General features: G+C 55.8%; 31 protein-coding genes. 14 read left to right on the top strand and 17 right to left on the bottom strand.

The features are described 5' to 3' along the window. Window positions 1-130 precede the first annotated feature (130 nt). From HK26_RS12215 to HK26_RS12170, 10 genes are all read right to left on the bottom strand, one after another. Complete coding sequence (locus tag HK26_RS12215) at window positions 131-697, bottom strand: recombinase family protein (protein ID WP_086552220.1); 567 nt, start codon at window positions 695-697, stop codon at window positions 131-133. Window positions 698-1,093: 396 nt separating this feature from the next. After that, window positions 1,094-2,488, bottom strand: a complete 1,395-nt coding sequence (locus HK26_RS12210; protein ID WP_086640021.1) for a phage/plasmid primase, P4 family — start codon at window positions 2,486-2,488, stop codon at window positions 1,094-1,096. Further along, the gene (locus HK26_RS12205; protein WP_086640020.1) at window positions 2,485-3,294 is read right to left on the bottom strand and encodes a bifunctional DNA primase/polymerase; all 810 of its coding nucleotides are present in this window, start codon (window positions 3,292-3,294) and stop codon (window positions 2,485-2,487) included. Before HK26_RS12205 ends, HK26_RS12210 begins: the two co-directional genes overlap by 4 nt. Further along, entirely contained in the window at window positions 3,291-4,160 is an 870-nt protein-coding gene (locus HK26_RS12200; RefSeq protein ID WP_143296361.1) for a hypothetical protein, read from the bottom strand. Before HK26_RS12200 ends, HK26_RS12205 begins: the two co-directional genes overlap by 4 nt. A gap of 403 nt (window positions 4,161-4,563) precedes the next feature. Further along, window positions 4,564-5,142 carry a hypothetical protein gene (locus HK26_RS13310; protein WP_143296360.1) on the bottom strand — a complete coding sequence of 193 codons (579 nt, stop codon included), beginning with the start codon at window positions 5,140-5,142 and terminating at the stop codon, window positions 4,564-4,566. Further along, window positions 5,139-5,363: a hypothetical protein gene (locus HK26_RS12190; RefSeq protein WP_086640017.1), complete on the bottom strand. Its 225-nt coding sequence runs from the start codon at window positions 5,361-5,363 to the stop codon at window positions 5,139-5,141. The genes HK26_RS13310 and HK26_RS12190 overlap by 4 nt, the downstream gene beginning before the upstream one ends. Then, entirely contained in the window at window positions 5,360-5,620 is a 261-nt protein-coding gene (locus HK26_RS12185) for a hypothetical protein (RefSeq protein ID WP_086640016.1), read from the bottom strand. The genes HK26_RS12190 and HK26_RS12185 overlap by 4 nt, the downstream gene beginning before the upstream one ends. Then, a complete protein-coding gene (locus HK26_RS12180; protein WP_086640015.1) occupies window positions 5,617-5,886 on the bottom strand; it encodes a hypothetical protein in 270 nt (89 codons plus the stop codon). The genes HK26_RS12185 and HK26_RS12180 overlap by 4 nt, the downstream gene beginning before the upstream one ends. Further along, complete coding sequence (locus tag HK26_RS12175) at window positions 5,883-6,152, bottom strand: hypothetical protein (RefSeq protein WP_086640014.1); 270 nt, start codon at window positions 6,150-6,152, stop codon at window positions 5,883-5,885. Before HK26_RS12175 ends, HK26_RS12180 begins: the two co-directional genes overlap by 4 nt. Continuing rightward, window positions 6,149-6,379: a hypothetical protein gene (locus tag HK26_RS12170; RefSeq protein ID WP_086640013.1), complete on the bottom strand. Its 231-nt coding sequence runs from the start codon at window positions 6,377-6,379 to the stop codon at window positions 6,149-6,151. The genes HK26_RS12175 and HK26_RS12170 overlap by 4 nt, the downstream gene beginning before the upstream one ends. Window positions 6,380-7,008: 629 nt before the next feature. On the opposite strand from HK26_RS12170, the gene HK26_RS12165 reads away from it, so the two are divergent. Both HK26_RS12165 and HK26_RS12160 read left to right on the top strand, forming a co-directional pair. After that, complete coding sequence (locus tag HK26_RS12165) at window positions 7,009-7,215, top strand: hypothetical protein (protein WP_086640012.1); 207 nt, start codon at window positions 7,009-7,011, stop codon at window positions 7,213-7,215. A 169-nt stretch (window positions 7,216-7,384) separates the two neighbouring features. After that, entirely contained in the window at window positions 7,385-7,795 is a 411-nt protein-coding gene (locus HK26_RS12160) for a hypothetical protein (protein ID WP_086640011.1), read from the top strand. Between the two features lie 4 nt (window positions 7,796-7,799). Here the strand turns inward: HK26_RS12160 and HK26_RS12155 are convergent, their stop codons facing one another. Beyond that, window positions 7,800-8,225, bottom strand: coding sequence for a RusA family crossover junction endodeoxyribonuclease (locus HK26_RS12155; protein ID WP_086640010.1), 426 nt, complete (start codon window positions 8,223-8,225; stop codon window positions 7,800-7,802). Between the two features lie 283 nt (window positions 8,226-8,508). On the opposite strand from HK26_RS12155, the gene HK26_RS12150 reads away from it, so the two are divergent. Together HK26_RS12150 and HK26_RS12145 are read left to right on the top strand one after the other, a co-directional pair. Next, on the top strand, window positions 8,509-8,763 hold the full coding sequence (locus HK26_RS12150; protein ID WP_086640009.1) for a type II toxin-antitoxin system HicA family toxin: 255 nt from the start codon (window positions 8,509-8,511) through the stop codon (window positions 8,761-8,763). After that, window positions 8,760-9,092, top strand: coding sequence for a type II toxin-antitoxin system HicB family antitoxin (locus HK26_RS12145; RefSeq protein WP_086640008.1), 333 nt, complete (start codon window positions 8,760-8,762; stop codon window positions 9,090-9,092). Before HK26_RS12150 ends, HK26_RS12145 begins: the two co-directional genes overlap by 4 nt. Here the strand turns inward: HK26_RS12145 and HK26_RS12140 are convergent. Then, window positions 9,077-10,279: a tyrosine-type recombinase/integrase gene (locus tag HK26_RS12140; protein WP_086640007.1), complete on the bottom strand. Its 1,203-nt coding sequence runs from the start codon at window positions 10,277-10,279 to the stop codon at window positions 9,077-9,079. The two genes, HK26_RS12145 and HK26_RS12140, sit on opposite strands and share 16 nt — an antisense overlap. A gap of 604 nt (window positions 10,280-10,883) precedes the next feature. Here HK26_RS12140 and HK26_RS12135 point away from each other — a divergent pair. After that, window positions 10,884-11,426: a Spy/CpxP family protein refolding chaperone gene (locus HK26_RS12135; RefSeq protein ID WP_257640999.1), complete on the top strand. Its 543-nt coding sequence runs from the start codon at window positions 10,884-10,886 to the stop codon at window positions 11,424-11,426. 143 nt (window positions 11,427-11,569) lie between these two features. Beyond that, entirely contained in the window at window positions 11,570-12,802 is a 1,233-nt protein-coding gene (locus HK26_RS12130) for a multidrug effflux MFS transporter (RefSeq protein ID WP_086640005.1), read from the top strand. Between the two features lie 9 nt (window positions 12,803-12,811). Here the strand turns inward: HK26_RS12130 and HK26_RS12125 are convergent, their stop codons facing one another. The 4 genes from HK26_RS12125 to HK26_RS12110 all read right to left on the bottom strand — a co-directional run bounded on the left by HK26_RS12125 (window position 12,812) and on the right by HK26_RS12110 (window position 15,118). Beyond that, window positions 12,812-13,207, bottom strand: coding sequence for a hypothetical protein (locus HK26_RS12125; RefSeq protein WP_244983546.1), 396 nt, complete (start codon window positions 13,205-13,207; stop codon window positions 12,812-12,814). Between the two features lie 34 nt (window positions 13,208-13,241). Then, window positions 13,242-13,427 carry a Trm112 family protein gene (locus tag HK26_RS12120; RefSeq protein ID WP_025826802.1) on the bottom strand — a complete coding sequence of 62 codons (186 nt, stop codon included), beginning with the start codon at window positions 13,425-13,427 and terminating at the stop codon, window positions 13,242-13,244. Between the two features lie 23 nt (window positions 13,428-13,450). Further along, window positions 13,451-14,092, bottom strand: coding sequence for an LON peptidase substrate-binding domain-containing protein (locus HK26_RS12115; protein ID WP_086640003.1), 642 nt, complete (start codon window positions 14,090-14,092; stop codon window positions 13,451-13,453). Window positions 14,093-14,161: 69 nt separating this feature from the next. Further along, the gene (locus HK26_RS12110) at window positions 14,162-15,118 is read right to left on the bottom strand and encodes a tetratricopeptide repeat protein (protein ID WP_086640002.1); all 957 of its coding nucleotides are present in this window, start codon (window positions 15,116-15,118) and stop codon (window positions 14,162-14,164) included. Between the two features lie 236 nt (window positions 15,119-15,354). Here HK26_RS12110 and uvrA point away from each other — a divergent pair, with 236 nt between their 5' ends. The 8 genes from uvrA to HK26_RS12065 all read left to right on the top strand — a co-directional run bounded on the left by uvrA (window position 15,355) and on the right by HK26_RS12065 (window position 24,285). Next, the gene (uvrA, locus tag HK26_RS12100) at window positions 15,355-18,222 is read left to right on the top strand and encodes an excinuclease ABC subunit UvrA (protein ID WP_086640001.1); all 2,868 of its coding nucleotides are present in this window, start codon (window positions 15,355-15,357) and stop codon (window positions 18,220-18,222) included. Continuing rightward, window positions 18,219-19,037 carry a creatininase family protein gene (locus tag HK26_RS12095; RefSeq protein ID WP_086640000.1) on the top strand — a complete coding sequence of 273 codons (819 nt, stop codon included), beginning with the start codon at window positions 18,219-18,221 and terminating at the stop codon, window positions 19,035-19,037. The genes uvrA and HK26_RS12095 overlap by 4 nt, the downstream gene beginning before the upstream one ends. A 134-nt stretch (window positions 19,038-19,171) precedes the next feature. Further along, complete coding sequence (locus tag HK26_RS12090) at window positions 19,172-20,386, top strand: YncE family protein (protein ID WP_086639999.1); 1,215 nt, start codon at window positions 19,172-19,174, stop codon at window positions 20,384-20,386. A gap of 80 nt (window positions 20,387-20,466) precedes the next feature. Next, window positions 20,467-21,690, top strand: coding sequence for a DUF2075 domain-containing protein (locus HK26_RS12085; protein ID WP_086639998.1), 1,224 nt, complete (start codon window positions 20,467-20,469; stop codon window positions 21,688-21,690). A gap of 196 nt (window positions 21,691-21,886) precedes the next feature. Next, window positions 21,887-22,447: a NifU family protein gene (locus HK26_RS12080; RefSeq protein ID WP_086639997.1), complete on the top strand. Its 561-nt coding sequence runs from the start codon at window positions 21,887-21,889 to the stop codon at window positions 22,445-22,447. A 103-nt stretch (window positions 22,448-22,550) separates the two neighbouring features. Continuing rightward, window positions 22,551-23,135, top strand: a complete 585-nt coding sequence (locus tag HK26_RS12075; RefSeq protein ID WP_086639996.1) for a malonic semialdehyde reductase — start codon at window positions 22,551-22,553, stop codon at window positions 23,133-23,135. Beyond that, on the top strand, window positions 23,135-23,827 hold the full coding sequence (gene tsaB, locus HK26_RS12070) for a tRNA (adenosine(37)-N6)-threonylcarbamoyltransferase complex dimerization subunit type 1 TsaB (protein ID WP_086639995.1): 693 nt from the start codon (window positions 23,135-23,137) through the stop codon (window positions 23,825-23,827). The genes HK26_RS12075 and tsaB overlap by 1 nt, the downstream gene beginning before the upstream one ends. Beyond that, the gene (locus HK26_RS12065) at window positions 23,827-24,285 is read left to right on the top strand and encodes a GNAT family N-acetyltransferase (RefSeq protein ID WP_086639994.1); all 459 of its coding nucleotides are present in this window, start codon (window positions 23,827-23,829) and stop codon (window positions 24,283-24,285) included. Before tsaB ends, HK26_RS12065 begins: the two co-directional genes overlap by 1 nt. A gap of 83 nt (window positions 24,286-24,368) precedes the next feature. Here HK26_RS12065 and purD read toward each other — a convergent pair whose 3' ends face one another. Next, the gene (purD, locus tag HK26_RS12060) at window positions 24,369-25,658 is read right to left on the bottom strand and encodes a phosphoribosylamine--glycine ligase (RefSeq protein WP_180539560.1); all 1,290 of its coding nucleotides are present in this window, start codon (window positions 25,656-25,658) and stop codon (window positions 24,369-24,371) included. Between the last annotated feature and the right edge of the window lie 41 nt (window positions 25,659-25,699).

The following is a 25,699-nucleotide window of genomic DNA, read 5'->3' as shown; positions in this document are numbered from 1 at the left end:
TTCAAACAATAAAAATGAAACACCAATGATATACAATGGATGTTTCCAAAATTATGCATCACACAGATACGGAGAGATACACAGGGAGACAGTTCAAAAAGGACACATCACGAATTGTTACAAGTGGGTGTTATGGTTTTGCAGATTCCAATGCCCGATATACCCCAGATCTGGCGATGCCTAGAGCCTTTGCAATAGCGGTGGCTGACATGCCCTTTTCCTTCATTTTCCGGATGCTTTCTGTCCTGGACAGGACTGTGCGGGGGCGACCCATAGGGCGGCCTTCTGCCTTGGCTTTTGCAATGCCTTCCCGCTGGCGTTCAAGCATCAGGTCACGTTCAAACTCGGCTACGGCAGCCAGCATGGTCAGCATCAGCTTGGAGGTGGGGCTTGTCGTGTCCAGCGTTGTGCCGTTCATGGAGAGAACGATCAGTCCGCATTCCTTTGCCTGGGCGGTTTGCACATACCCCAAAAGATCAGCAGTAGAGCGGGCCAAACGGTCGGGCTTGGTCACGACCAGCACGTCACCCGGGCGTACATACTCCAGAGCTTCCAGCAGGGCTGGGCGCTTGCTGTCCGTGCCACTAACCTTCTCGGAAAAAATCTTCTCGCATCCTGCTGCTGTCAGGTCACGTATCTGTGCTTCCAGTCCGGCGTCCTGATCTACCGTTGAAACGCGAGCGTATCCGATCTTCATGGCTGACCTCATGTCCTAAAACTCCTAAGAGGTTATCTCTTGCGTGTCCTAAAAGTCAAATAGTAATTTTTAGGACTAGGACATTCCGTCATTTTGTCCCAATTTTTTTCCGTCCTGAAAGGCTTGCCTTTTGGGACAATCGCCCGGGCCTGATGCGCCAGCGCAGCGGCGGAGGGAGGCTGACCATAGGGGGAGATTTTTTCGGGCATATCCTCACGCCCCCTAAACACCCATCAATCACGCCTTCGGAAAATCCGGATAACTGGGAAATAGAACCTGAAATTTCATGACAAGTATCGAAAGGGGGCAGGGTGGGGATAGGTAAACTCGTTATTCCTCATGTACGCGCGCGTATGGTGCCAAATCAGATAACCCTGCCCCACCCTGCCCCCAATTTTAATCCATCCATCGTTTTTGCTCAGAAAGAGAAGGGTTAAGGCCAATACCACGTACGGCTCGAATACCTCGTGTTTTCACATAGCGAATACCGTTTGTCCGCTCCAACATCCCGCGCATGCGTTTGTTATCGCTTTCAGGTTCTCCGTTGTTGCGGCACCATTCCTGAAAATCCTTGAGCAGCATGCTGGGCTTTGTTTCCAGACCGGGGTCTAGAATGCACCTTTCGGCCAGCCACTGGCCAAATGTATCCTGTGCCTCGAAATACTCAGCCGTTGCTTCTCTCACGACTGCCGGGCGGGGCATGCCTTCACGCTGCCATTCCAGACACCCCTGTATCATCCAGTGCAGGATGCCTGGCCATTCTTCCTGTAGCTTGAGTTCCAGATCCTTGTCGGGGCTATTGGGCTTGTGAATGAACGGAACAATGTTGAAGCGCCTGCGGGCGGCCTCATCCACATTCTTGAGCACTGGCTTATGATTCCCCACGATGGTCAGCTTGAACTGGGGCTGGAAGGTAAAGTTATCCTGCCGCATGAAGCGTGCGGTAATAGGGTCGCCACCGGTCATCTGCTTGATCCGGCTTTCCGCCCATGCCCTGCCCTCCTCAGTCTCGGACGCGGTGACCAGACGGGCACCCCGGAGCATGGCAAGGTCGGTTGAATGCCGGTCCCCATGGCTGGCGGTGAATGTGTCCATGGCCGCGACCGTGGCGTAATCCCCCATGATCTTGGAGAGGACGTTGAGGAAAACACTCTTGCCGTTTCCACCGGGGCCATAACCAAACACCAAGGCATGTTCGCGTGTGTCCCCGGTCAGGCAGTACCCGCACCAGCGCTTGAGGAAGGTCATCAGTTCCTCATCCCTGTTGGTAGCGTCTTGCAGGAACTGGAGCCACTTCGGGCACGGTGCCTCATCCGGGGCTACGGCAGTCACGCGGGTCATCATGTCGTTGGGGGATGCAGGCCGGAGCGTGCCGTGGCGCAGGTCAACCGTGCCACCGGGGGTTGCGAGCAGGTAAGGGTCTTTGTCCCAATCCTCCGGCACCACGGCATGCACTGGGTCTGTGCGGGCAAACCGTTCTACCCCACCACAAAAGGAGGCCTTGCCGGTAATGGCCTGCTCCTTGAACTCACTGTTCCGGTTAGCCTCGGCTACCAGCTCACGTGCATAGCTGAAGGCGCGGTAGGTGCTGTCCTCTTTCCAGTGTGTGCCGGTCCAGAGAAACCAGCGCCCGGCCTTGTGGTCATAGCGGAGGTCATCCTTGTAGCGCTCGGTAAAGGCTGCTGCCATGCCGTGTTCGGTCAGCAACGCATAATTGTTGCTGCCGGGCACATTCTGGGCCTGCCGTATGCCCTGACGCACCACGTCCTCAATATTGGTTATTTCGGTCATACACCCACCCTTGCCCGGAGGGCAGACGCGATGGTCTTTTCAATTTCACGTTGTGTCAGCCCCGCCTGCAGGCCTGCTGTTGCCATGGCGTCCACAACCTGCGCGGTTGTCAGGTGTCCTTCGGCAATAAAGCGGGCAATCGAATAGGTTTCGGCATTCAGGGTGCTGTTGCGCTGGCCTTCCGGCGCGGAGGCCACGGCACGCACAGCAGAGCGGACGGCCGCGCGCACCTTTTGTTCTGCTTCCCGCAGGTCTGGCCCTGTCGTGTTCAGGTGCGCTTTGGGTGGAATAGGCGGTTGTGCCAGTTCCACAAGCCATGCAGGCCATTGCTGAATGGGGCTGCGGTCAACAATCTCCAGCCCTGCGGCTGGCCACCAGATGATGTATCCGCCATCGGCTCGCACATCTACACCACGGGCAATCCGGCTTGCGCTGTTCCGCATGCCCTCCCGATGTTTGAAGAGCAGGTGGAGCCCGCCAGAGCGGGTGCGGTGCGTGCGGGTGCCTGTCAGCCGGGTGCAATGCTCCTGATAGAAGTCATCGCCCCCTTTGCCCCAGTCCAGATCCAGCGCGTCAAACCCAGATATGGCGCCGGTGACAACGCCAATCAATTTGCCCGGATAGGTGCGCCACAGCAGGGGAATGGCCTCTGGGCAATTGCTGGCCACCTCGCCCCATTTGCAGGTTGGGCGTTTTTGCTCATCACAGGGGAAGACCTTTACCCCATGGCGGGCCAGTTTCTGGGCATAGGCTGCTACCGTGCTGTCCGGCACCGTGCCTTGGTGCTGATCAAGGGCCGCGCTCATTGGGGGGCCGCCTGCTTGAGGAAATACTGAAGGCGCGCATAGCCAGCATCATAAGCCCGTTTGGCGTAAGCAGCCCGGTCTGCGAAGGGGGAGCCGTCCTCGTTGGTCATGTTGCCATACACAAAGGCAATGTACTGGTTCAGATGGTCGTAAGCCTCGGCAAAGGTGATGCCGCCCTTGCGGATGTCATCTACAAAGTTCCTGGCTGTGTCCTCTGGGGTATCAACTTCGGCATCCTCTATGGCCTGTGCCTCGGTTGCCCAGAACACTGCGGCTTCGCGCGCTTTGGTAATATAGGCCTTGGCCAGATGGGGCTGGATAACATTGCTTGCGCGAAAGAGGCTGCTGATCTCCTGCAATTTTGCATCAACCTGAGCAATACGATCCTCAAGCGTAATCCCCTCGGCCTCATTGGCTATGCCAATGCCAAGCTGGAGCAGGTCAAGCTGGAAGCGATTATGGTGCTCGTTAAAGGTCCATGGGTCTCCGGGTAGGGTATTGGGTAACTCGGATGGCGGCACGTCCACCAGACGACCGGTGCGTACAACTGGTGCAGGAGCTGCCGGGCGTGTCTGGTCGCATACGCCCCGGTCATGCAGGGCGCTCCATCGGAAGCAAAGCTGGCGTGCTGCCTCCAGCGTGCCAATAGGCCCGATCATGGCCCATGAGTTATCCAAAAACACAACGCAGGGGGCATAAGCCACGCCATTGTCGTTGTTCACAGGGAAAACCCATAGGTGGCAAACATGCTCCCAATCAATAACGCCATCAGAGGTGATGCCTTGCAATACGCATTCGCCTGACGTGACTGTTGGATCTGGCAGAATATAGGCAAGCCGAGAGCGTTCACGCTTTTGCGTGCTCATGCGGTTTTTCTCCATTACTTGCCTGAGATTACAATTGTACCTGACGAGTGCCCGTGGTATTAAGAAATCCCTAGGTGAGGGGTTTTCAGGGCCGTCAGTCTGTTCTCAGGCTGGCGGTTTCTTTTTAGGGAGATATCTGAGATGTTAGTGAAGATAGCCAGCATTCGTAACTTTCAATAGTTATTCGTGTTGCTGAACCTATTTTCACACGGATTAAAGTACCATCAGCAATTCTTCTATCGATAGTGGCGCGGCTTAGTCCTGTTTCTTTACAGATGGTTTCCTTAGAAACTAAGCGGCGTCCGTTAACTTCCGGAAGCATGGTTCCCTCTCATCTCATGATTAATCTAGATGCCTCAATTATTTGAGTTTTTGATATGAAGGATAGGGAAAAACATATGCCCTATGTTTGTCCCTTGTTTTTTTTAGGTAAAAAATCACTTAGACCATTCCAGTCTTTTAAAAGCTTTTTTCCTCGGTTTAGACGTTTTTTTATATCATCTTCAGAAAGATTTATTCCAAACTGCTTTCTGAAAATTTCTATTAATTTTTCTTTTTTCTGATTTTTCACTTTGATTTTTTCGTAAAAAAGAAATTCTTGTATTATCTGAACATCGGATTGAAAATTTAAAAACGCATTATTGCCGCGACGTGAAAATCCAAGAACTGTTGCCATTTTACTCAAAGAGTCTTTGGGAGATGTACGATTTATTTTTTTATTATCTAATGCTCTTGGATCGTGTCCTTGTGAAAGTTCTGAAATTGCATATGCTTGCAAAAATAAAAAATCAGCAATATCGGATGGAATAGTTACGTCAGATTTAATAGAAGGCCGATTATTCAGAGAATAGACAGCTTCTTTGCGCAAGAGATTATAAACGGCACGCCATGCAAAGACGGGATTTCCTGTTTTAAGCGCGATATACCAGTCTAAATCCATAGGATGCTGATTCACAGCAGTGGTATTGTTCTTCTTGCTCATGACAATTCCTCATCAATCAGAGCGCACCGGCGCTCGATCTCTGCACTGAGCCATTCAAGGGCCAGTCCTGTTCCATCCGGCAGTCGTCTGGGTGATTTGGGATTCATAATCAGATCCCCGCTTATGGCTGCAAGGCAGGTGGAAATGGCGCTCAGTTCCTGACTGGCGGTCAGAATAAGATCGCGCTTATCAGGCGTTGCCACTGGTGTTTTGTGGGTCATGCGTACGCTCCCGTATATGTCAGCACATCGCGCGCCAAGCTGGCTTCCATGCTGTCCGGTTCATCAGAGGTCAGCAGGATCAGGCGTGCCTTGCATCGCAGGTCTTTGAGAGTGGTGGCCTTTGCCTTCTGCACTTTGCGATAGGCGCGGACAAACCTTCGGCTATGCTGGAGACCATCGTTAAAGGTCGCCTCTTTCCAACAGCAGCGATCAGAGCTTAGGGCGGCAATGGTTGCCGCCTGTATGGGGCTGGTCATGCGCACCCTCCGTGGTGTCGGGACATATAAAGATCAAACAGCCGGGCTTTGGCTGAAATGGTGAAGGCGCTGCAGTAATGCTCAACCAGCGGTGCGCCGCCCCGCGCTGTCATGGTTTTGCCCAGAGCGTCCGCCTCCTGCGTCACAAGCTGCACCCCTAGGGACATGGGCAGGCCATCAACGCCCCATACGGACTCGGCCCATGCCTTCCCGCGTTTAATCGGGTCAGACACACCAAAGACGGTCCACGCTTCATCTGGGGTCATGGACGCGCTCCCTCTTGCATCATGTATCGGGGGGCATCCTTTTGTCCGGTATGGGCGGACAGTAGATCGAGTTGGTCTTGCAAGCGCAGGTTCAACCAGTGCAGGGCATCGGGCTCAGCCATTTCGCGCGATGGGTTAAGGCCTTTAGCAGTCACTTCCACCACAAGAGCAGACAGCATCCGGGCCGTGTGCAGTATGGTGTCTGTGTCTCGGAGATTAAGCACTGCATCATGCTCAAACCCGGTAAGGGGGAATATGCTTTTCATGCTCCTGCCTCCGCGTGCTTGGCGTCTTCTGCGGCCACATCTGCGCCATGTCGGATATAAGCGGACAGGAACAGGGCGACCCCTCCGCACATTTCTGCGTCCCCACCACCGGGGCCGCCGGTCTTGTTGCTGAGATAGTCGGTCAGGGCGTCACAGATCACGGCAACGCGGCGCTGGTGGTCTACCTGCCAGTTCAGAGCGTAAGCTGCACGTTCCAGAGGGGTCATTGTGCCGCCTCCTGAGTATGTGTGACCCGGCCCGATATGACTGGGTCAGGTGTTGCTAGCCCTAACAAGGTTAAGGCGATTAAAGCCGGAGCTATGAGAGCGGGAAGCCTTGAATTTATAATATAGAACGTCCGAGCATGCGTGAGCGTGCTACAGGAATAATTAGCCATGGCCGAAACTCCAGTTCGGTTGTGGTTAGGCTGGGCATGGAGGGTGCAAGCTCCTGCCCAGTCACACCAGTGGTGCACTTTCACCATTGCACCATATTTTTTGTTGTGCAAGTAAAAATGCACCATTGCACCACGGGTGCATTTTGGTATGGTGGCGTATGATGAATGATGACCCTCTTGTAAGGAAAACAGTCTCTCTGCCTGCTAGTCTTTGGCGGAAGATTGAGGACGCTCAGTTTGAGTCCAGACTTAAACGGGAAAGTGAAACTGTGCGGCGTCTCATTGAGCTTGGTCTTGCTGCCTACGATTACGGAGAAGCTCAAGGGGAAGACGCAATCAATCAATCTCGGTCAAAATGGTACCGCGCATTCCTAAACGTTCGTCAGCAACGAGATGATCTGTAGAACCGCTGGGATAGGATTTGCTTCTGAGTGACGGCCAGAAACTAAAAGAGATATAATGTCGGGTTTATACAAGCAGACTTTCGCACTGGCTGAACGGCAGAAAGAAGCTGGAGCCAGTTCTGAGGAAATCGTAACGGCACTCTGTGAAGCGATGATTGCCATTGTTCCTGATGATGACACTTTAAAAAAAGCAGCGATCCTAGAGGGTGCATATGCTCGTCTGGCCAAACTGCTAGGTCGTGACGCCAGCGCGAAAGATTAAGTCTTATCGCGGACAGGCAACCCGATGAACCGCTCAGACTTCGAGAGCGGGAAACCCTTGTGAACGAAAACAGGTGAGTGCAACTGCCAGATATTGGTCAACTCATGACCAAAGCGGGGCATTCTCAACTATGGCTGTTGGCAAACCAGAATTGAAGCAGGGGAATTAAGTGAGCAGCAAGATACGAACTGCACAGGCGGGTTTGGCTTATGTCACTTGGCAGCTTACCCGGCGTGACTGGGATATCCAGCCTTCTCAGGAGGGCTCAAAACGCTCCACCCTGATTACGATAAAGAAAGAGGGTGTTTCCCCCGCACTGATCGTGCAGTCTCGTGCTTTTAGCAAACAGGATGCAGTCAGGTTGGGGGACGGCATTACCGACCCATCCAGCCTACGGTTCGATTGGCTGGCGATTACCACTTATGTGCGCTCGGATGCGCCGGTCTGCTTTTTGCTCAACCGGATAGACGTTATGGAGAGAATGAAGCGTGACCCAATGGGACCACTCTACTGGGTGGACCCGCCACGCTACATAGACCCGCAGTTTAAAGACCGATGGGATCAGATCGGTCCCGTCTGAAGTATTATAAGGGGCGAACCACAATTACGGTCACGCTCTCCGGCCCGTAGCGGCGCGACAGGCTGGCGTCCACAATCTGGGCATCATCTTTCCACGCGATACCGTTTAAGGCATCAGCTGCGGTCTTCATCTGATTGTCTATGTCTGGCCTGCTGGTTGGGAGTATGCGCCCTGCCAATGCCTCTGCTGTCTTCTTCCTACTCCATGACGGGGGTGGTGCAATGTTGATCGTCAGGGAGACATGAAGCGGTCCGCGCAAACAGGGCTTGCCGATCTGCTCAATGGCGTGGTGCTGGATATGCTTTTCCGCCTGCACCGTTTTGGCATCGGTAAAAGTGCGTCCATTCCCAAAGCGGGGCCGGCCCTTGGCTCTTAGAAGACCAGGGATGATGATACGGTAAATAGGCTGTTCGGATGCCGTGGTTTCCATGCCGGGATCATAGTACAGGGGCGGTGGTCAGTACAATAGAAAGTGGTCGCCGGAACTGCGGTGCAGAGGCTGGAGCAGGCGACCCAAATTGGAACTGCAAGGCATGCAAGGCAATCCAAACTGAAAACCAAACGCGGACCCGTAACCCCGTTACCTCCTAACAATGCAACGTTCTGCTCTAAATTGAGCAACGCGCGTATCTAACTATGCAAGGCATGTCGGTTCGGCCAATCATTCCACTTCCATCTTGCGCATGATACCATAAATCAGTATCATTCATGTCATGAAAGCCAAGCATCGCCGTACGTTGGAACTGATCTTCAAGCGTCCCGTATCCGGCAACGTGCCGTGGGCGGATATTGAAGCACTCTTCGTGTCCCTCGGTGGTGAGGTTTCAGAGCGCGAAGGTTCCCGCGTTGGTGTGTTCCTGTTCGGTGAGGTGCGCGTATTCCATCGGCCTCATCCCAAGCCGGATACAGACAAAGGGGCGGTTGCATCCATACGAAAATGGCTCGAAGCAAATGGGGTGACACCATGAATAATGTGATGGAAATTGGCGGCCATCGGGCTGTCATTCAGTTTGACCCGGAAATCGGTATGTTCCGTGGTGAGTTTCTGGGCCTCAACGGTGGGGCAGATTTTTATGCTGACAGTGTTGGAGGCCTCCAGCAGGAAGGCGAGGCATCCTTGCGTGTGTTCCTTGAGATGTGCGCGGAGAAGGGGATTGATCCGGTCAAGCACTACTCGGGCCGGTTCGTGGTGCGCCTGCCTGAGAATGTCCATGCGCGCGCGGCTGAAATTGCCGCCGCTCGTGGAGTAAGCCTTAACCGGTTGGTGCAGGATGCGTTATCTCAGGTGGATTGCTGAACCGCGCACCATTCAGTCATCATCTCCCGCCGTTTATCAAACAGGTCACCTCGCCTATAAGCGGCTTCCACCTTGTCACTGATGGCATGAGCCAGAGCCATTTCAGCTACTTCCCGCGGGTAATCGGTCTCCTCGGCGGCCCAGTCGCGGAAGGTAGAGCGTAGACCGTGCACGGTCACTTCTTTTGTGCCGGCCGCCATGTGCAAAGCTTTGGATAGGGCTACATCGGAGAGCGGTCTGCCGATCCGCCCGCCAGGGAAGACCAGATCCCCCGCACGTCTATCCCGCAAGGGTAACACTTCTTGCAGAACAGCCATTGCACCCTCGGGTAGAGGGACGCGGTGTTCCTTGCCCGTCTTCATGCGAGAGGCTGGGACGGTCCATATCCTGGCAGCCAGATCAATTTCCGACCAGACGGCGTTTCTGATCTCACCAGAGCGGCCAGCAGTCAGGCAGGTGAAGCGGACGGCTTTTGCTGCCATGCCATCGGCGGCGGCCAGCTTTGCCATAACGTGGGCAATGTCTTTTCTGGGGATGGCTGGGTGGTGTCGCACCTTTGCGACAGAGGACGGTTTGGGCAGAATATTGGCTAGATGACCGCGCCACCGGGCCGGGTTCTCTCCCTCGCGCCAGTCGTGGGTGGTGGCGTAATCGAGGATCCGTTCTATCCGCCCACGTAGCCTATCGGCTGTTTCTGTCTTGTTCTCCCATATGGGGCGCAGCACACTCAGAACATCATCCGTGCCAATGTCAGCCACCTGCTTTGTTGCAAGCTGGGGGTAGGCCAGACGCTCAAGGGAACTGGTCCACACGGAGGCAGAGCGAGGGTCACGCCAGCCGGGTGACATCTCTTGAATGTAACGTGCGGCAATGTCTGCAAATGTGGGAGGGGCCTCTTTGCGTTGGAGAGACCTGTTCCTGCGGCGTTCATCCACAGGGTCCAAGCCCTCGGCCAACTGGTGCCGTGCTTCAGCCGCCCGGCGCCGGGCATCCGCCAGAGTGATGCTGGCCACAGAGCCCAGTCCCATTTCTCTACGCTTGCCCATGATGGGGCTGGTGAAGCGGAAATACCAGGATTTGGCTTCACCCTGAGCAACCAGCCAGAGGCCACCGCCATCGCAGAGGGATCCGTTTTTGAGAGTGCTGACTTGCCGGGCTGTAAGCTGATGCGGTGAAACCCGACTCATAACTACAAAACCCCTCTTGGTACCCCTCTTAAAGACTGCGCTTCACAGAGTCGCACAGATACAGAGGGAGACACTTCATTGTGTAATATACTGATATTATACAGTATTTTAGCACCATAGAGAAGCAGAGAGAGACGCTAGATCGGTGGAGCTTGGCTCCACCAGTTCTTCTTCCTAAGCCTCTGAAAAATAAATATTTTTGTGAGAGCTTGGAAGCTGTACCCCTCCTAAAATCCCTCTTGCGATAACGTTTATTGAGCGCTGTGATTACCCGAACTTGTAGTTCGCTGGTTTATTGCTGCGTGTTGCTTCTGCAAAAGTTGTTCACTGTCCGTCAGGCGCTTCTGGTTGTAACTCGCGTACGGTCACTTCTTCGATGCCAGTTTTGGATAGAGCAATGGCAGATAGGGATCTGCCCAACGGTCCGCTGGAGAAGACCACATGTCTTGCTCCTCCTCTCTTGTAAGGGCTGTTGTGCTTGCGCGGAGGTGTAAAACGCATTTTTGCGGATGTTGCCTTTTTTCAGACATACCCGGGTGCCACAGTCCAAGACTAGGCAGGGCAGGTGTCGCTTTGCACTTGGTATTGATGACGTGAAGGCTGAATGATGAAAAAAGCTTTGCTGGCAACAACTCTGGTTATGGGTCTTGCGGCTTTTTCCGGGTCTGCTGCTCAGGCTGCCGAGGCTGGTTCCCCAGTTGGTGCCCCTCCCCCTCCGCCGCCTGAATGTGGCTGTATGCATCATGGGCCGGGACCTGGTGGGCATATCTTCAAACTGGACGGAATCAAGCTGACGTCCGAGCAGAAAAAGAAGATCAAGGCAGTATTCGACGCCAATAAGCCCGAAGACCCCAAAGCTGGTATGGAGCAGACGCATGCCCTGCAAAGCCAGATCCGTACGGTCCTGACAACGCCGGGGCCAGTAGATCAGGCCAAATTGCAGGACCTGGAACAGCAAATCAGCGCCTTGCAGACCCAGCATGCCTTGCACAGGTTGCAGGTTGAAACCCAGATACACGATATTCTGACCCCCAAGCAGCTCAAGCAGATTGCCGAGCAGCCTGATCATCCGCCGGGGCCACCGCCTGCATGTGGCGGCAAAATGCCCCCTCCGCCCGAAGCACCGCAGGGTGGTAAGGAAGGGTAAAAACCTGATAGGGCTGCCGGGAATAACCGGCAGCCTTTTTTGTAAGATACGCCAAACGAACGGGAGATGCCCGGTTTTTGGTGGTGGACAAAAACTGGATGGCAGGGGAAGAGTAGCGCAATCTTCCTCCGGTAATCCATGACATGACAGTTCCTTCCAAGGCTCCCATATCCTCTTTTCCATTCCGGCTTATTTTTCTTCTGGGTCTGGTTACAGCCATTGGTCCATTGGCAACGGATATGTACCTGCCCGCTTTCCCTGATGTTGAGCATGATCTGGGTGGAGGGGCCGGTTCTGTACAGTTCACGTTGGGAGCATGGTTTTTAGGCTTGGCCTTTGGTCAGTTTTCCCAAGGTCCCCTGTCAGACAGGTTCGGGCGTAAAGGGCCGCTTATTGTGGGGCTTGGGGTTTATGCTCTGGCTTCTGCCGGGTGTGCGCTGGCCAGTAACTACCACCTGTTCTGCCTGTTCCGGTTTATTGGTGCTTTTGGTGGGTCGGCCAGTGCGGTTATTCCACGTGCAATTGTGCGCGACGTCGCAACTGGCAAAAAGGGCGGCCATATTATGGCGCAACTGACACTGGTTTTTGGTGTCATGCCTATTCTGGCCCCGGGTCTGGGGAGCCTTGTTTTAAAAATTGGTGATTGGAGATGGATATTCTGGATTGGAACGCTCTATGCAGTGGCAGCAATTGTCGGTGTTCTGGTTATGCTGCCCGATACGCTGGCAGTTGCAAAGCGTATCCGTTTCCGCCCGGTGGAAATACTCTGGCGTTACCAGAATATTCTGTGTGAACCAGTCTTTTTTTCCAATGCGCTGATCACGACTTTTTCTACTTTTGTCATGTTTGCCTATTTGGGCAGTGCTCCTGTTCTGTTTGAACAGACGTTGCATTTTTCGCCTGGCGCATTTGGTATTTTCTTTGGCGCCAACGCGGCCTCCTTCATTCTGGGTACCCAGATCAACGGGTGGCTGATACACCGGGTGCCTATGCCTGCTCTGCTTGAAGGTGCCATTGTGTGGGCCTTTGCCATTGGATGTGTTTTTGTGGCTCTGGCGCTTGCCGGTGTGGTGGGGGCCGCCCATCCGTGGCTGACCTGCGGTTTTATTGTGAGTATCACTGGTGCACTGGGGTTTATTGGCCCCAATGGCACAGTCATGTCTTTTTCCCGGCATGGGCACCATGCAGGCAGTGCCTCTGCCCTGTTGGGGACCATGCAGTTCAGCTTTGGCTCGCTCAGCAGTGTGCTGGTTGGCCTGCTCCCCGGTGGAGGGGCCATTCCAACAGCCGTGGGGATGATGACGGGGGTAGTCGGCATGGCTATAGGCGATATTCTGCGGCGCAGAACATCCTACCAGCATGATGCTGAGGAGTAGAGGCTCCCTTTATTTGGTCTTCTGGAGTTGGCTGTCGTCCTGTTTGCCATAAACAGCCTGAGCCTGTGGCGTAATGGTATGCCCGTTATCTGTGCGCATGGGGCCTGCCGAGCCTCCGCCATCATACATGGGGGGTAGCACTTCGTAATGGTCTTCGGGCTTGGGTGGGGTATCAGGCTTTTTTATGCCTGCCGCTTCCTGCGCTGCTTCCAGTTTTTCTTGCCGCTCAACATCTCGCTGTGCCGCTCGTGCCTCAGCCTGTGCGGCTTCGGGCAAAAAGCGGCCGGGACGTTCGGGAGGAAGATCAATATTGTCTCCCTCAATCAGATGATGGCAGCCCGCCAGAAGGGGGGCAAGCAGGAGCAGGCTACCAAGATATGTGCTGTTTTTTTTTCCCAAAAGCATGGGCATGTCCGAGGCAGAGGGAAAAAAACGTCAATCAGCCTTCAATACGGCGCGCTTCATCTGGCAGCATAACGGGAATGCCATCAAGAATGGGGAAAGCCAGCCCCGCTTTTTCGCTGACCAGTTCGTTGGTCTGGGCATTAAAAACCAGCGGTCCTTTGGTTACCGGGCAAACCAGCATGGACAAAAGGCGCGGGTCAAGAGGTGCTGTATCGGACATAAAACGGTTCCCACATCATATCATCAGGAAGGAGGGCCTTCCTGTTCAGGGCCGGACAGGTCTAGCAGTGTTTGCAGGACCCGCACACGGTCTGTCAGATTTTCTGCATCCAGCAATGCCTGTTTTTCCGCCGGAGGGAAAGGACAGATCATGGGTAAAGTGACCAGAAGCAGACTGTCATCCATCTGTTCTATCAGGGACCAGCGTGCACTCAGCCCTTTTTTTTGAAAATAAAGCTTGAGCGAGTGCAAAAGCTGGGTGCGGTCAAACGGTTCGGACGGAATTTCGTTCAGGTCCCCCGCAAAGGAGGAGACATCTATCCGCGCGACCCGATAGCCACGGCGTAACCCCGTCTCGCGGAGCAGGCGGAAGCGGAGCAGGCCGGTCAGGGTCATGGCGTAGGTGCCATCGGCCCGCTCGGTCATGGAGGTCAGGCGGCCAAGGCAGCCAATGGAGTAAAGGGGCGGGGCCTCGTTCTCCTCGTCCTCATCCTCCTGCCAGCGGGGCTGGATCAGCCCGATCAGCCTGTGCGATGCCAGAGCATCTTCCACAAGGGCAATGTAGCGGGGCTCAAACACATTGAGCGGCAGCTTGCCCCGCGGCAGCAGCAGCACACCGCTGAGCGGGAAAAGCCCGATCTCTGGCGGAATATCCGCCAAGGTCATGTCTCCCAGCCGTGGAATGCGGCGGGGAACATCATCCTCGGCAAAAGGGAGGGTCGAGCGGGGCAAGGGTCAGGAGAACAGAAGGGAGGAAAGACGGCGGCGGGACAGAAGCGTTGCCGGGTCCTCGTTCCCCCATGCTTCAAAAAAGCGCAGGAGCTGCTGGCGGGCTGCGCCGTCTTTCCATTCCCGGTCCGCTTTGATGATGTGGAGCAGCTCGCCTGCCGCTTCTTCACGCTGTCCAGCGGCGTTCAGGGCCGTGGCCAGTTCGCAGCGGGCGTCATAATCCTCGGGGTTGGCATCAAGCCGTGCGCGAATACCCTCCATGGCCAGAGCAGCCTGGCGGCCTTCCTTTTTCAGTTCAAGGGCTGCGCGCGCTCCGGCCACCTCGGGGCTATCAATAATTTTTGCGGGGACATCGGCCAGAGCAGCATCTGCGGCCTCTTCATCATCCAAGGCCAGCATGGCGCGGATCAGGCCTGCCCATGCTTTGGGGTTTTCGGGTTCTTCACCAATGACGGCAGAATACATGGCAGCCGCCTGAGCGGGTTGCCCGGTTTCCATGGCCACATCGGCTTCGTGGAGCTGTTCGGTGGCTGGCAGGGTGCCGCCACCGCTGGCCTTGAGCAGGGTTTCTACAAACTTCTTCACTTCGCTTTCGGGGAGTGCTCCTTGGAACACATCCAGAATCTGCCCTTTCCAGAAGGCAGCCACCAGTGGAATGGACTGGAGCGGCAGACCCGCCTGTGCCAGCTGGCCTGCCAGCGCGCGGTTGGCCTCAATATCGATTTTAACCAGCCGGACCTTGCCTTTGGCGGCGGTTACAACTTTTTCCAAAATGGGGGTCAACTGCTTGCACGGGCCACACCATTCCGCCCAGAAGTCCACCAGAACAGGCACTTCCCGGCTGGCGTCCATGACGTCATGCATAAAGCTGGCCTGTGTGCCATCGGTAATGATTGGTGCAGCATCCGAGCCGCCAAAGCTGTTGTGCGCCGCCGGGGCGGGCTGACCGATCAGATGCTCCATCTGGTTTTGTTCCTCAAATTTCTGTCACGCAGGCAAAATGGCGCCTGCCGTGCTTTTGGCCACAGTACATACTTGTGTGAGTAAATGGTCAATCATGTTTGCAAGCGCAATGGCCAGAATGGCGGAACTGGGCATTTTGCATGGCCCGGGGTTTTGGTGTGTTTCATGGATTGCATAGGAGCGGATTAAAGCGCCATAATAGAGGACAAAACAGGAACGGTGGCAGAGAGCTCTCCATGGCAAAATCAGGTCTTCCCGGTCAGCACAGCATTCGGGTGCGTGGGGCACGTGTGCACAACCTGAAAAATATTGATATCGATATTCCCCGTGACCGGCTTACGGTTGTGACCGGGCTTTCAGGCTCGGGCAAATCGTCCTTGGCGTTCGATACCATTTATGCCGAGGGGCAGCGCCGCTACGTGGAGAGCCTGTCCGCTTACGCCCGCCAGTTTCTGGAACTCATGGGCAAACCGGATGTGGACTCCATAGAAGGTCTGTCCCCAGCCATTTCCATCGAGCAGAAGACAACATCCAAAAATCCGCGCTCTACGGTTGGCACGGTAACGGAAATTTATGACTACATGCGCCTGCTCTGGGCGCGGGCGGGTGTACCCTATTCCCCCGCAACCGGCCTGCCGATTGAGGCGCAGACAGTCACCCAGATGGTCGACCGCATTATGGCCATGCCCGAGGGGACGCGGCTTATGCTGCTCTCCCCCGTGATCCGTGACCGTAAGGGCGAATACCGCAAGGAACTGGCTGAACTCCAGCGCAAGGGGTTTACCCGTGTGCGGGTGGACGGCACGCTGTATGACATTGCAGATGTTCCCAGCCTTAACCGCAAACTGCGCCATACGGTTGAGGTGGTTGTGGACCGGGTGGTGGTCAAACCCGATGTACAAACCCGTCTGGCCGACAGTTTTGAAACCGCATTGGCCCTGAGCGAGGGCATTGTCTATGCCGAGGAAGTGCTGAAGGACGAAACACGAGAACCCGAAAAACTTGTGTTTTCTTCACATTTTTCCTGCCCTGTCAGTGGTTTTACACTGGAGGAGATAGAGCCGCGCCTGTTCTCCTTCAACGCCCCCCAAGGCGCTTGCCCCGCATGTGATGGTCTGGGGGTAGAGACGTATTTTAACCCCGTTCTGGTTGTACCTGATATTACCCTCTCTCTTGCAAAAGGGGCCATTGCACCATGGAAAGATGCAAAATCACCCTTGCTTGAGCAAACGCTGGAAAGTCTGACACAGCATTTTGGTGTCAGCATGACCACACCATGGCGCGACCTACCGCAGGAGGCCCAGAACGGAATCCTGTATGGTGTTGAGGAGAACATAAGTTTTACCTATCAGGATGGTAAAAAAAGCTATGTGGTTGAACGTCCGTTTGAAGGGGTTCTGATCAGCCTACAAAAAAGACTGGCCAATACGGATAGTATGTGGGTCAAGGAAGAACTTTCCCGTTACCAGTCAGAAAAAGCCTGCCATGTCTGCCACGGTGCACGCCTGCGTCCGGAGGCCCTGTCTGTTCGGGTGGCGGACAAAACCATTGCACAGGCCAGTGACCTGTCTATTGGTCATGCGCTGGACTGGTTTGATACGGTCTTGCCCACCCTTACTCCCCAACGTGCGGAAATTGCCCGGCGTATACTGCGTGAAATTCTTGAACGGCTGAAATTTCTGGATGATGTCGGGCTGGATTACCTGACCCTCTCCCGTGGGTCGGCCACCCTGTCGGGGGGGGAGAGCCAGCGCATCCGTCTGGCCAGCCAGATTGGTTCAGGCCTTACAGGTGTGCTTTATGTGCTGGATGAACCTTCCATTGGCCTGCACCAGCGTGATAACGAACGGTTGTTGGGAACACTGGATCGTTTAAAAAACCTTGGTAATACCCTTATTGTTGTTGAACATGATGAAGATGCGATAAGGAGTGCCGACTGGCTGGTGGATATGGGTCCAGCCGCGGGTGTGAATGGTGGGCAGGTTGTGGCTCAGGGTACACCTGAGCAGGTTGCCAAAAACCCGGATAGTCTGACAGGGGCTTATCTTTCCGGCCGCAAGCGGATCGAGGTTCCCCAGCAGCGCAGGCCCGTGAACAAAAAACGGATGCTGACCGTGGAGGGGGCTTCTGGCCATAACCTCAAGGACGTGACGGCCCATTTTCCACTTGGTACATTTACGTGCGTGACTGGTGTTTCAGGCAGTGGCAAATCCACACTGGTGATTGACACGCTCTACAAGGCGCTCTCGCGCCAGCTTATGGGGGCTGCGACCTCTCCCGAGCCATACAAAAAAATAAAAGGTATGGAGCAGCTCGACAAGATTATCGATATTGATCAATCCCCCATCGGTCGTACTCCCCGCTCCAACCCCGCAACCTACACAGACCTGTTTACCCCGATCCGTGACTGGTTTGCGGAACTGCCCGAGAGCAAGGCGCGTGGTTACAAGGCGGGGCGCTTCTCCTTCAATGTCAAAGGAGGGCGGTGCGAGGCCTGTCAGGGTGATGGTGTGCTTAAAATAGAAATGCACTTTCTCCCCGATGTGTTTGTGACCTGCGATGCCTGTAAAGGTGCGCGCTATAATCGTGAGACATTGGATATCCGCTTCAGGGGTAAAACCATAGCCGATGTTCTGGCCATGAGCGTGGATGAAGCCTACCCACTTTTTTCTGCCCAGAACCGGATACGTGACCGACTGGCAATTTTGCAAAAAGTAGGTCTGGGCTATGTGGCGTTGGGGCAGCAGGCCACCACGCTATCTGGTGGGGAGGCGCAACGCATCAAGCTCTCCAAGGAACTGGCACGTAGGGCAACGGGCAGGACCGTCTATATTCTGGACGAACCCACAACCGGATTACATACAGAAGACGTTAGAAAACTTCTGGAAGTTTTGCATACTCTTGTGGATCAGGGGAATACGGTCATTGTTATTGAGCACAACCTGGAAGTGATCAAGACCGCCGACTGGATTATAGATGTTGGTCCGGAAGGGGGGGATGGTGGTGGCACCATTGTGGCAGAGGGTACGCCCGAAGCGATTGCCGCATGTAAAAAAAGCTATACGGGTCAGTTCCTTGCACCTCTTCTGGTACAAAAATCATGAAAAAACAGTGTATTCTCAGTCTGTTTTTGGGTTTGGCGGTGCTGTCCCCCCTGCCCGCACAGGCGCAGTGCCTGCAATTACCCAAAAGCGTTCTGTTTGAAAAACTGACGTGGACAGAAATTGCTCAGGATATATCATGTGGTTTTACAACCATTATTGTACCTGTGGGGGGTACGGAGCAAAGTGGTCCGTACATAGCTGTTGGCAAACATAACAGCCGGGTTTTATCGCAGGCAGAAAAAATAGCCCACCAGTCGGGTAAAACATTGGTGGCCCCGGTCGTTGCTTATGTGCCGGAGGGCGGGACAGCCCCCCGTACATCGCATATGCGCTTCCCCGGTACCATTACGTTGCCGCCTGACGTGTTTGCAAAAATGCTCTCCTCCATTGCGGAGAGTTTTCGGGTGCAGGGGTTTAAGCTGGTTGTGCTGATCGGTGATCATGGCGGCTACCAGAAGGAGCTGGAAAAGCTGGCCACCCAGCTTACGGTAAAATGGCAGGCCACCGGGGCGCGCGTGCTGTATGTGCGCGATTATTATGATGTGCTGCCCCACCAGTATAGCGAATGGCTGCGGCAAAACGGGTACAGGCTGGATGTTGGTCAGCACGCCGATATTGGAGATACATCACTGATGCTTGCGGTTGATCCTTCCATGGTGCGGGAGGAGGCTCTGCGGCATGCTCCTAACCCGACCAGTGCGCAGGGTATTTACGGGGGCGATCCACGGCGCGCCACATCCACTTTGGGGCAGCCGGGGCTGGCCATGCAGGTGAATGCAGCGGTTAAGGCTATTGATGATGCACGGAACAAATAAATACATAAAATAATTTTTCCATAATAATAAATGGAAGATTTTAACCGCAGCCGAATAGACGTTATTTACCCCGCATGATAAATGCGGAGCCTTCATCAAGGTCATCGAATGACAGGCACAGAGGGGTCTGGGTTATGGGTTTTAAGCAGTATCTGGTTGCAGCGGTTGCCATTGCAGGCATGAGTGCTGGCAGTGTGGCAGGCTGGGCGCAGGATGTTGGTGCACCTTCGGCCGGGGGCGTGGCCCCGCCTGTGGCGTCCGCAGCGCCTGTTGTACAGACCATTCCCGGTATGCCCGCAGTGGTTAACCCTGATAATTTGTACAGCGAAACAGGGGCAACACATATTGCGCCCGACGTCGCACAGGACCCTGCACGGGTGTATGTGCCCAACCTGCGCTCCAATGATGTGGATGTAATTGACCCGGCGACCAACAAGGTGGTGGATCGCTTCCCGGTTGGTAAAAGCCCCCAGCATGTTGTGCCCTCATGGGACCTGCGTACCCTGTGGGTGACCAATAATGCCGAAGGGACGACCCATGGCAGCCTGACCCCGATTGACCCGCGCACGGGCCGTCCCGGCCCGTCCATTGCGGTGGATGATCCTTACAACATGTATTTTACGCCCGATGGCAAGTCCGCCATTGTGGTGGCAGAAGCCCGTAAACGTCTGGACTTCCGTGACCCGCACAGCATGCAGTTGCAGCAGTCCGTTGATGTGCCCGAGTGCAAGGGCGTCAATCATGCCGATTTTTCCATAGATGGGCGTTATGCCATTTTCACATGCGAATTTGGCGGCCATCTGGTCAAGGTTGATATGGTGGACAAAAAGGTGCTGGGGTACCTCAAGCTGTCCAGTGGCGGCATGCCGCAGGACATTCTGGTCTCCCCCAATGGCAAGACCTTTTATGTGGCCGACATGATGGCCGACGGCGTGTTTCTGGTCGATGGGGACACGTTCCGTGAGATTGGCTTTATTCCTACAGGTCTGGGGGCTCATGGGCTGTACCCCAGCCGCGATGGCACCAAAATGTATGTTGCCAACCGGGGTTCCCACCTGATTCATGGCCGCCCCCACAGCAAGGGCGGCGGGGTGTCGGTTATTGATTTTGCAACCAACAAGGTTGTGGCGACATGGCCTATTCCCGGTGGTGGCAGCCCCGACATGGGCAATGTCAGTGCGGATGGTAAGGCCCTGTGGCTGTCTGGTCGTTTTGATGATGTTGTCTACCGTATCAACACAGATGACGGGAGCATGATCAGCATTCCGGTTGGGCAGGAACCGCACGGGCTGACCGTATGGCCACAGCCTGGTCGCTACTCCATTGGGCATACAGGTATCCTGCGCTAAAAACACAGGTTTATGGACTGCTGAAAAGCCTTTCCCCATAATAGGGGAAAGGCTTTTTTATTGCGTTATGGGAGCGTGGCATGGCGGACGGGAACAATAATCAGGCGTTGCAGAAGCTGTCGCCCAATCGCACACTTTCTGCTGAGCAGGAGGCGTTGTGTGCTCGTGTTTTGCAGTTCTGTCAGAACCATGTTGTCTCCGGTCATGCTGTTTTTGTGATAAAAGGGGATGCCGGGACCGGAAAAAGCATTGTTATCAATAAGATTTTTAATGAATTACAAAAACTGTCCCGGGAAAAATCCCAGCCCAATGCGTTGTCGGGGACAAAAAACTACCTTCTGGTTAATCATCCTGAAATGATGAAGCTTTACCGCAATATCGCGGAGAAATCTCATTATGTAAAAAAGAAGGATTATGAAAGACCAACAAGCTTTATCAATGCCATGCACAAAACCGGGCAGGTCGCGGATGTTGTTCTGGTGGATGAGGCGCATTTGCTTTTAACAAAGGCTGATAAATACAACAGGTTTGTGCAGGACAATCACCTTGAGGAAATTCTTAAATGTGCTCGGGTTGTCGTGATTGTTTTTGATGACAAACAGGTGCTCAAGTTCAAAAGCCACTGGACGGAAGGAGATCTGGAATCCATTCTTGCGCAAAAGCATGTCCAGACCTTTCATCTTCAGAACCAGTTCCGTATGCAGGCCAGTGTCCAGACCTTGGAATGGATAGAGCAGTTTTGTAAAAAAACAGTTCTGCTTGTTCCTTACGATCCATGTTTTGATCTCAGGTTTTTTGAGGATGCACAGGACCTCTATGATCTGGTGTGCCAGAAAAATGCGGAATTTGGTCTCTCCCGCATGGTGGCAACATATGATTATCCTTACCGCCTAGATGGCCGCGAGCATTTTGTAACCGAGGGGCGCTTCCACCTGAAGTGGGACATTGCAAAACCGGAATCCCGCCTGCCCTGGGCCGAGCGGGCCGATACAATAGACGAGGTTGGGTCCGTCTATACCGTGCAGGGGTTTGACCTGAACTATGTGGGTCTGCTGCTTGGGCCGTCAGTGCGGTATGATGCACAGGCCGACACCCTTGTGCTGGACCCGACCCGGTACGAGGACAGCGCGGCCTTTGCGGGCCGCAAAGGTCTTGCCCAGCCGGAGCAGACCATGGAGCGGATTATGCTCAATGCGATCAATGTGCTTATGACGCGCGCAGTCAGGGGGCTGTATATCTACGCGCATGATCCCGCACTACGGGCGCGGCTTGGCCAGTTGCGCGGCGCGAGCATGGTGGGCTGACGAACGAGGGTTAAAGCTGCTCCCAACATGGCAGCTTTGTGCGTGGAGCAGGTGCCCGCCGCATAAAACCGCCAGATTTTGCACGGAAGCGGGCATTTTCTGCACGAAAATTTTCATACAGAACTTGTTCTGTCCTCATTCTGGTGCCAACTGAATGCAGAGACATACGCGACCCTACAGATCGGACACTTCCGCCATGTTCATAGAAACCGAAGGCACCCCCAACCCCGCAACACTCAAGTTCCTGCCCGGTCAGGCCGTGGTGGGGGATGCAGGAACCATAGATTTTATTGATGCCGACGCCGTAGCGGGGCGTTCGGTGCTGGCCGATGCACTGTTTGCCCTGCCCGGCGTTGCCCGTGTTTTCCTTGGGAATGACTTTGTCTCTGTCACCAAGGCCGACAGTGCGGATTGGGAGGAACTGCGCCCGTTGGTGCTGTCCGCGCTGATGGATCATTTTGTGGCGGGTCTGCCGGTTGTGGCCGAAGGCGTTGCCGTTCATGAGGACGAGATTGCTCCAGAGGATGCTGAGATCGTTGTCCAGATCAAGGAACTGCTGGACACGCGCGTACGTCCGGCGGTGGCGGGGGATGGCGGCGATATTGTTTTTCGTGGCTACCGCAACGGCATTGTGCGCCTGACCATGCAGGGTGCCTGCTCTGGCTGCCCCTCCTCACGCGCAACGCTCAAGCATGGGGTGGAAAACATGCTCAAGCACTATGTGCCGGAGGTTGTCTCGGTCGAGCAGGTGGACTGAGCATCACCACGCAACCAGACATGCTCTTTTCGGGGGGGAACTCTTGGCTTAAAGAAGGGGCGCGCGCCGCAGTATTCTGGCGCAGTTGGAGGCAGGACGGAACATGTTGGACGCAAGTGGGTTAGATCTGCTGTTTACAAAGGCGCGTACCCCCCTGCGCTGGACTACCCGCCCTGTGGAGGAGGACCTGCTGCGCCAGATATATGATCTGGTGCGCATGGGGCCGACCTCGGGCAACTGCTGCCCTGCGCGTGTGGTTTTTCTTGTTGGTTCCGCTGCGCGTGAAAAGCTGCGCCCTGCCCTGTCTGCCGGTAACGTCAACCGGGTTATGGGCGCTCCGGTAATTGCCATTGTGGCCCATGACCCACTCTTTTTTGAGCAGCTTCCCAGACTTAGTCCGGGGGAGGAGTTGCGGGCGTGGTTTGCCGCAGATGTTGGCCTGTCGGAAGAAACCGCGTTTCGCAACGGCACCTTGCAGGGGGCTTACATGATTATGGCCGCCCGCGCTCTTGGGCTGGACGTGCTGCCAGTTTCAGGGTTTGACCAGTCTGTGGTGGAAGACGCCTTTTTGGTCGAGCAGGGCTGGCGCGCCAACTTTCTGCTCTGCCTCGGGTATGGAGACTTCGCGGAACTGCCCGAGCGCGCACCACGGCTTGAGTTTGAGCAGGCCTGCCGGATTATAGATTAGTGGCACAGCGTATTCTGGTTATTGACGGCAGCCCGGCGGGCGATAACGCGTGCGGCACGGCAGCCTGTGTTGTCCATGCCGGGGACGGGCTGCATGTTCTCGCCAGCCGGCAGGAGGCAGGTAAGCAGGCGGCAGAAGGGGTTAGCCTGCTGGCGGCAGAGGCTTTGCAGCAGGCAGGCTGGTCGCGCGCGCAGGGGACTGCACCCGATCTGGTGGCTGTTGTTGTGGGGCCGGGGTCGTTTACTGGCCTGCGGGCGTCTTGCGCTGCGGCTGCGGGGTATGCCGTGGGTGTGGGCTGCCCGGTTGTCGGGGTTACGCGGGCCGAGGCTCTGGCGCCAGAGCTGGACGCAGCCCTTGTGGCTGCGGCAGACCCTTTGGCTGGCTGGCTGGTTGTGACCGCAGCGCGCAAAGGCCGTGTTTTTGTAGAAGATAAACACGCAGTAAGGGCTGTGAGCATAGCCGACTGGCAGGCACCGCAGGGGGCCTGGCTGGTTGCGGGGGAGGCCCGTATGGAACTGCCGTTCCCCTCCGCCATTATGTGCCAGACCAGCCACCCCAGTGTGGAACAGATCGCTACCGCAGCGCTCAGGCGGGTCCGTGGAGAACTCCCGGCACGGGCGGCGCTCCCGGTTTATGTGGACCCACCAGAGGCCAAACTGCCAGCCAGCGGATTACGGGCCGCTCCCGTCTAATGTCTGCGGTGGATGTGCAGTGCGTGGGGGTAAGCCATGCTCAGGTTCTGGCCCGCTTGCATGCCCAGTGCTTTGCGCCACAGGAACAGTGGGACGCAGCCGCCATGACCAGCCTGCTCGGGTCAGCCGGGGTTATGGCCGGGGTTGCGGTGGTGGGGGCAGAACCGGCTGGGTTTGTCATGCTGCGCTGCGTTGCAGGGGAGGCAGAAATTCTGACCCTGTGCGTGCTGCCAGAATACAGGCGGCAGGGGTTGGCCGCGCAACTGGTGGCGTGGGGCCTTGGCCGTAGCGCGGAACAAGGCGCGGATATGGTTTTTCTGGAAGTCTCGGTGGGCAACCCTGCGGCGCAGGCAGTGTATGTGCAGGCAGGGTTTGAACAAAAAGGACTGCGCAGGGGGTACTACCCCGATGGCTCCGATGCTCTGGTGCTTGGCCGCGTGCTGGGGCAGGCGGAATAAGGGATAGCCCGCATCCAGCATGTGGCTGCGGGCTTGGGGCCTTGCGGCCCCTCCTCCGGATGCTCGGCGTATGGGCGCGGGCGTTACAGGGCGCGGTTGCCAATATCCGTGCGCCACACGGCCCCATCCCACGTAATGGCCTTAACGCCAGCGTAGGCGCGCTTTTGTGCCTCCTGCACGGTGTCTGCCAGTGCGCATACGGCCAGCACACGGCCGCCAGAGACCACCAGATCGCCTGCCATGTCCTGTGTGGTGCCAGCCTGAAAAACCCTGACACCTTCCAGCGCATTGGCGGTATCCACGCCACGGATCACGGCCCCTTTTTCTGGCGTACCGGGGTAGCCGCGTGCGGCCATGACCACACAGACCGATGCTTGGTTGGAAAAAGTGATGGGGGCCACATCCAGCCGGTCCTCGGCCAGTGCATGCAGGGCAGGCAGCAGGTCCGATGTCAGGCGGGGGAGCAGGGCTTCGGCCTCTGGGTCGCCAAAGCGCACGTTGTATTCGATCAGTGATGGCCCCTGCTCGGTCAGCATAAGCCCTGCAAAAATAACACCGCGGAACGGCGTGCCCCGGCGCACCATTTCACGCAGCATGGGGCGTACCAGCAGGTCCAGTGCAGCTTCCTGCTCTGCCCGGCCAAAGCCTTTGGGGGGGGAGACCGCACCCATGCCGCCGGTATTTGGCCCTGTATCTCCATCGCCAATGCGCTTGTGGTCCTGTGCGGCTCCAATAAGGCAGGCCGTCTCCCCCGCGCAGAATGCGAAAAGCGAGACCTCCTCCCCGATCAGGCAATCTTCTATCACCACACTATGGCCTGCATCGCCCAGTGTGTTGCCGGTCATCATGTCCGTAATTGCGGCTTCGGCCTCGGCTACGGTTGTGGCGACAACAACCCCCTTGCCTGCGGCCAGCCCATCGGCCTTGACCACAATGGGCGCACCCTTGCGGCGGACGTAAGCAATGGCGGCTGCGGAATCGGTAAAGCGTTCCCATGCGGCGGTGGGGATACCCGCCGCATCGCATATTTCCTTGGTAAAGCTTTTGCTGCCTTCAAGCTGGGCGGCGGCCTGTGTGGGGCCTGCACAGGGTAGGCCCGCCAGTGCGCAGGCATCGGCCAGCCCCGCCACCAGCGGCGCTTCGGGGCCGGGGACCACCAGATCAATCTGCTGCTCGCGGGCAAAGGTGACAAGGGCTGCCACGTCATGTGCACCAATGGGCACGTTCACCCCGCAGCGCGCCGTGCCGGGGTTGCCCGGGGCAATGAACAGCGCGGAAAGGGCGGGGGATTTGGCCAGTGTTTCGGCCATGGCATGTTCGCGGCCGCCTGAGCCTACCAGAAGTACGCGCAATTCTTTTCTCCTGCTGTTCATGTCTGCTCTTTCAGGGCGAGCGTCTGTAGCATAGGTTAGGC

It is taken from the genome of Acetobacter okinawensis, from assembly GCF_002153655.1.
Taxonomy (GTDB): Bacteria; Pseudomonadota; Alphaproteobacteria; order Acetobacterales; family Acetobacteraceae; genus Acetobacter; species Acetobacter okinawensis_A.
Note: the sequence above shows the minus strand (reverse complement) of the source record. Positions and strands in the feature narration are given on the sequence as shown.

What these genes read in the sequence shown, in the direction of transcription:
- uvrA (WP_086640001.1), top strand. Translation starts at nt 15,355, where the DNA reads ATGGCAAAATCAGGTCTTCCCGGTCAGCACAGCATTCGGGTGCGTGGG.
- HK26_RS12125 (WP_244983546.1), bottom strand. Translation starts at nt 13,207, where the DNA reads ATGCTTTTGGGAAAAAAAAACAGCACATATCTTGGTAGCCTGCTCCTG.
- HK26_RS12170 (WP_086640013.1), bottom strand. Translation starts at nt 6,379, where the DNA reads ATGACCCCTCTGGAACGTGCAGCTTACGCTCTGAACTGGCAGGTAGAC.
- HK26_RS12095 (WP_086640000.1), top strand. Translation starts at nt 18,219, where the DNA reads ATGAAAAAACAGTGTATTCTCAGTCTGTTTTTGGGTTTGGCGGTGCTG.
- HK26_RS13310 (WP_143296360.1), bottom strand. Translation starts at nt 5,142, where the DNA reads ATGAGCAAGAAGAACAATACCACTGCTGTGAATCAGCATCCTATGGAT.
- HK26_RS12115 (WP_086640003.1), bottom strand. Translation starts at nt 14,092, where the DNA reads ATGACCTTGGCGGATATTCCGCCAGAGATCGGGCTTTTCCCGCTCAGC.
- HK26_RS12165 (WP_086640012.1), top strand. Translation starts at nt 7,009, where the DNA reads ATGTCGGGTTTATACAAGCAGACTTTCGCACTGGCTGAACGGCAGAAA.
- HK26_RS12215 (WP_086552220.1), bottom strand. Translation starts at nt 697, where the DNA reads ATGAAGATCGGATACGCTCGCGTTTCAACGGTAGATCAGGACGCCGGA.
- HK26_RS12210 (WP_086640021.1), bottom strand. Translation starts at nt 2,488, where the DNA reads ATGACCGAAATAACCAATATTGAGGACGTGGTGCGTCAGGGCATACGG.
- HK26_RS12190 (WP_086640017.1), bottom strand. Translation starts at nt 5,363, where the DNA reads ATGACCCACAAAACACCAGTGGCAACGCCTGATAAGCGCGATCTTATT.
- HK26_RS12135 (WP_257640999.1), top strand. Translation starts at nt 10,884, where the DNA reads ATGATGAAAAAAGCTTTGCTGGCAACAACTCTGGTTATGGGTCTTGCG.
- HK26_RS12065 (WP_086639994.1), top strand. Translation starts at nt 23,827, where the DNA reads ATGTCTGCGGTGGATGTGCAGTGCGTGGGGGTAAGCCATGCTCAGGTT.
- HK26_RS12120 (WP_025826802.1), bottom strand. Translation starts at nt 13,427, where the DNA reads ATGTCCGATACAGCACCTCTTGACCCGCGCCTTTTGTCCATGCTGGTT.
- HK26_RS12130 (WP_086640005.1), top strand. Translation starts at nt 11,570, where the DNA reads ATGACAGTTCCTTCCAAGGCTCCCATATCCTCTTTTCCATTCCGGCTT.
- purD (WP_180539560.1), bottom strand. Translation starts at nt 25,658, where the DNA reads ATGAACAGCAGGAGAAAAGAATTGCGCGTACTTCTGGTAGGCTCAGGC.
- HK26_RS12090 (WP_086639999.1), top strand. Translation starts at nt 19,172, where the DNA reads ATGGGTTTTAAGCAGTATCTGGTTGCAGCGGTTGCCATTGCAGGCATG.
- HK26_RS12085 (WP_086639998.1), top strand. Translation starts at nt 20,467, where the DNA reads ATGGCGGACGGGAACAATAATCAGGCGTTGCAGAAGCTGTCGCCCAAT.
- HK26_RS12175 (WP_086640014.1), bottom strand. Translation starts at nt 6,152, where the DNA reads ATGAAAAGCATATTCCCCCTTACCGGGTTTGAGCATGATGCAGTGCTT.
- HK26_RS12155 (WP_086640010.1), bottom strand. Translation starts at nt 8,225, where the DNA reads ATGGAAACCACGGCATCCGAACAGCCTATTTACCGTATCATCATCCCT.
- HK26_RS12185 (WP_086640016.1), bottom strand. Translation starts at nt 5,620, where the DNA reads ATGACCAGCCCCATACAGGCGGCAACCATTGCCGCCCTAAGCTCTGAT.
- HK26_RS12075 (WP_086639996.1), top strand. Translation starts at nt 22,551, where the DNA reads ATGTTGGACGCAAGTGGGTTAGATCTGCTGTTTACAAAGGCGCGTACC.
- HK26_RS12200 (WP_143296361.1), bottom strand. Translation starts at nt 4,160, where the DNA reads ATGAGCACGCAAAAGCGTGAACGCTCTCGGCTTGCCTATATTCTGCCA.
- HK26_RS12080 (WP_086639997.1), top strand. Translation starts at nt 21,887, where the DNA reads ATGTTCATAGAAACCGAAGGCACCCCCAACCCCGCAACACTCAAGTTC.
- HK26_RS12180 (WP_086640015.1), bottom strand. Translation starts at nt 5,886, where the DNA reads ATGACCCCAGATGAAGCGTGGACCGTCTTTGGTGTGTCTGACCCGATT.
- HK26_RS12110 (WP_086640002.1), bottom strand. Translation starts at nt 15,118, where the DNA reads ATGGAGCATCTGATCGGTCAGCCCGCCCCGGCGGCGCACAACAGCTTT.
- HK26_RS12145 (WP_086640008.1), top strand. Translation starts at nt 8,760, where the DNA reads ATGAATAATGTGATGGAAATTGGCGGCCATCGGGCTGTCATTCAGTTT.
- HK26_RS12205 (WP_086640020.1), bottom strand. Translation starts at nt 3,294, where the DNA reads ATGAGCGCGGCCCTTGATCAGCACCAAGGCACGGTGCCGGACAGCACG.
- HK26_RS12140 (WP_086640007.1), bottom strand. Translation starts at nt 10,279, where the DNA reads ATGAGTCGGGTTTCACCGCATCAGCTTACAGCCCGGCAAGTCAGCACT.
- HK26_RS12150 (WP_086640009.1), top strand. Translation starts at nt 8,509, where the DNA reads ATGAAAGCCAAGCATCGCCGTACGTTGGAACTGATCTTCAAGCGTCCC.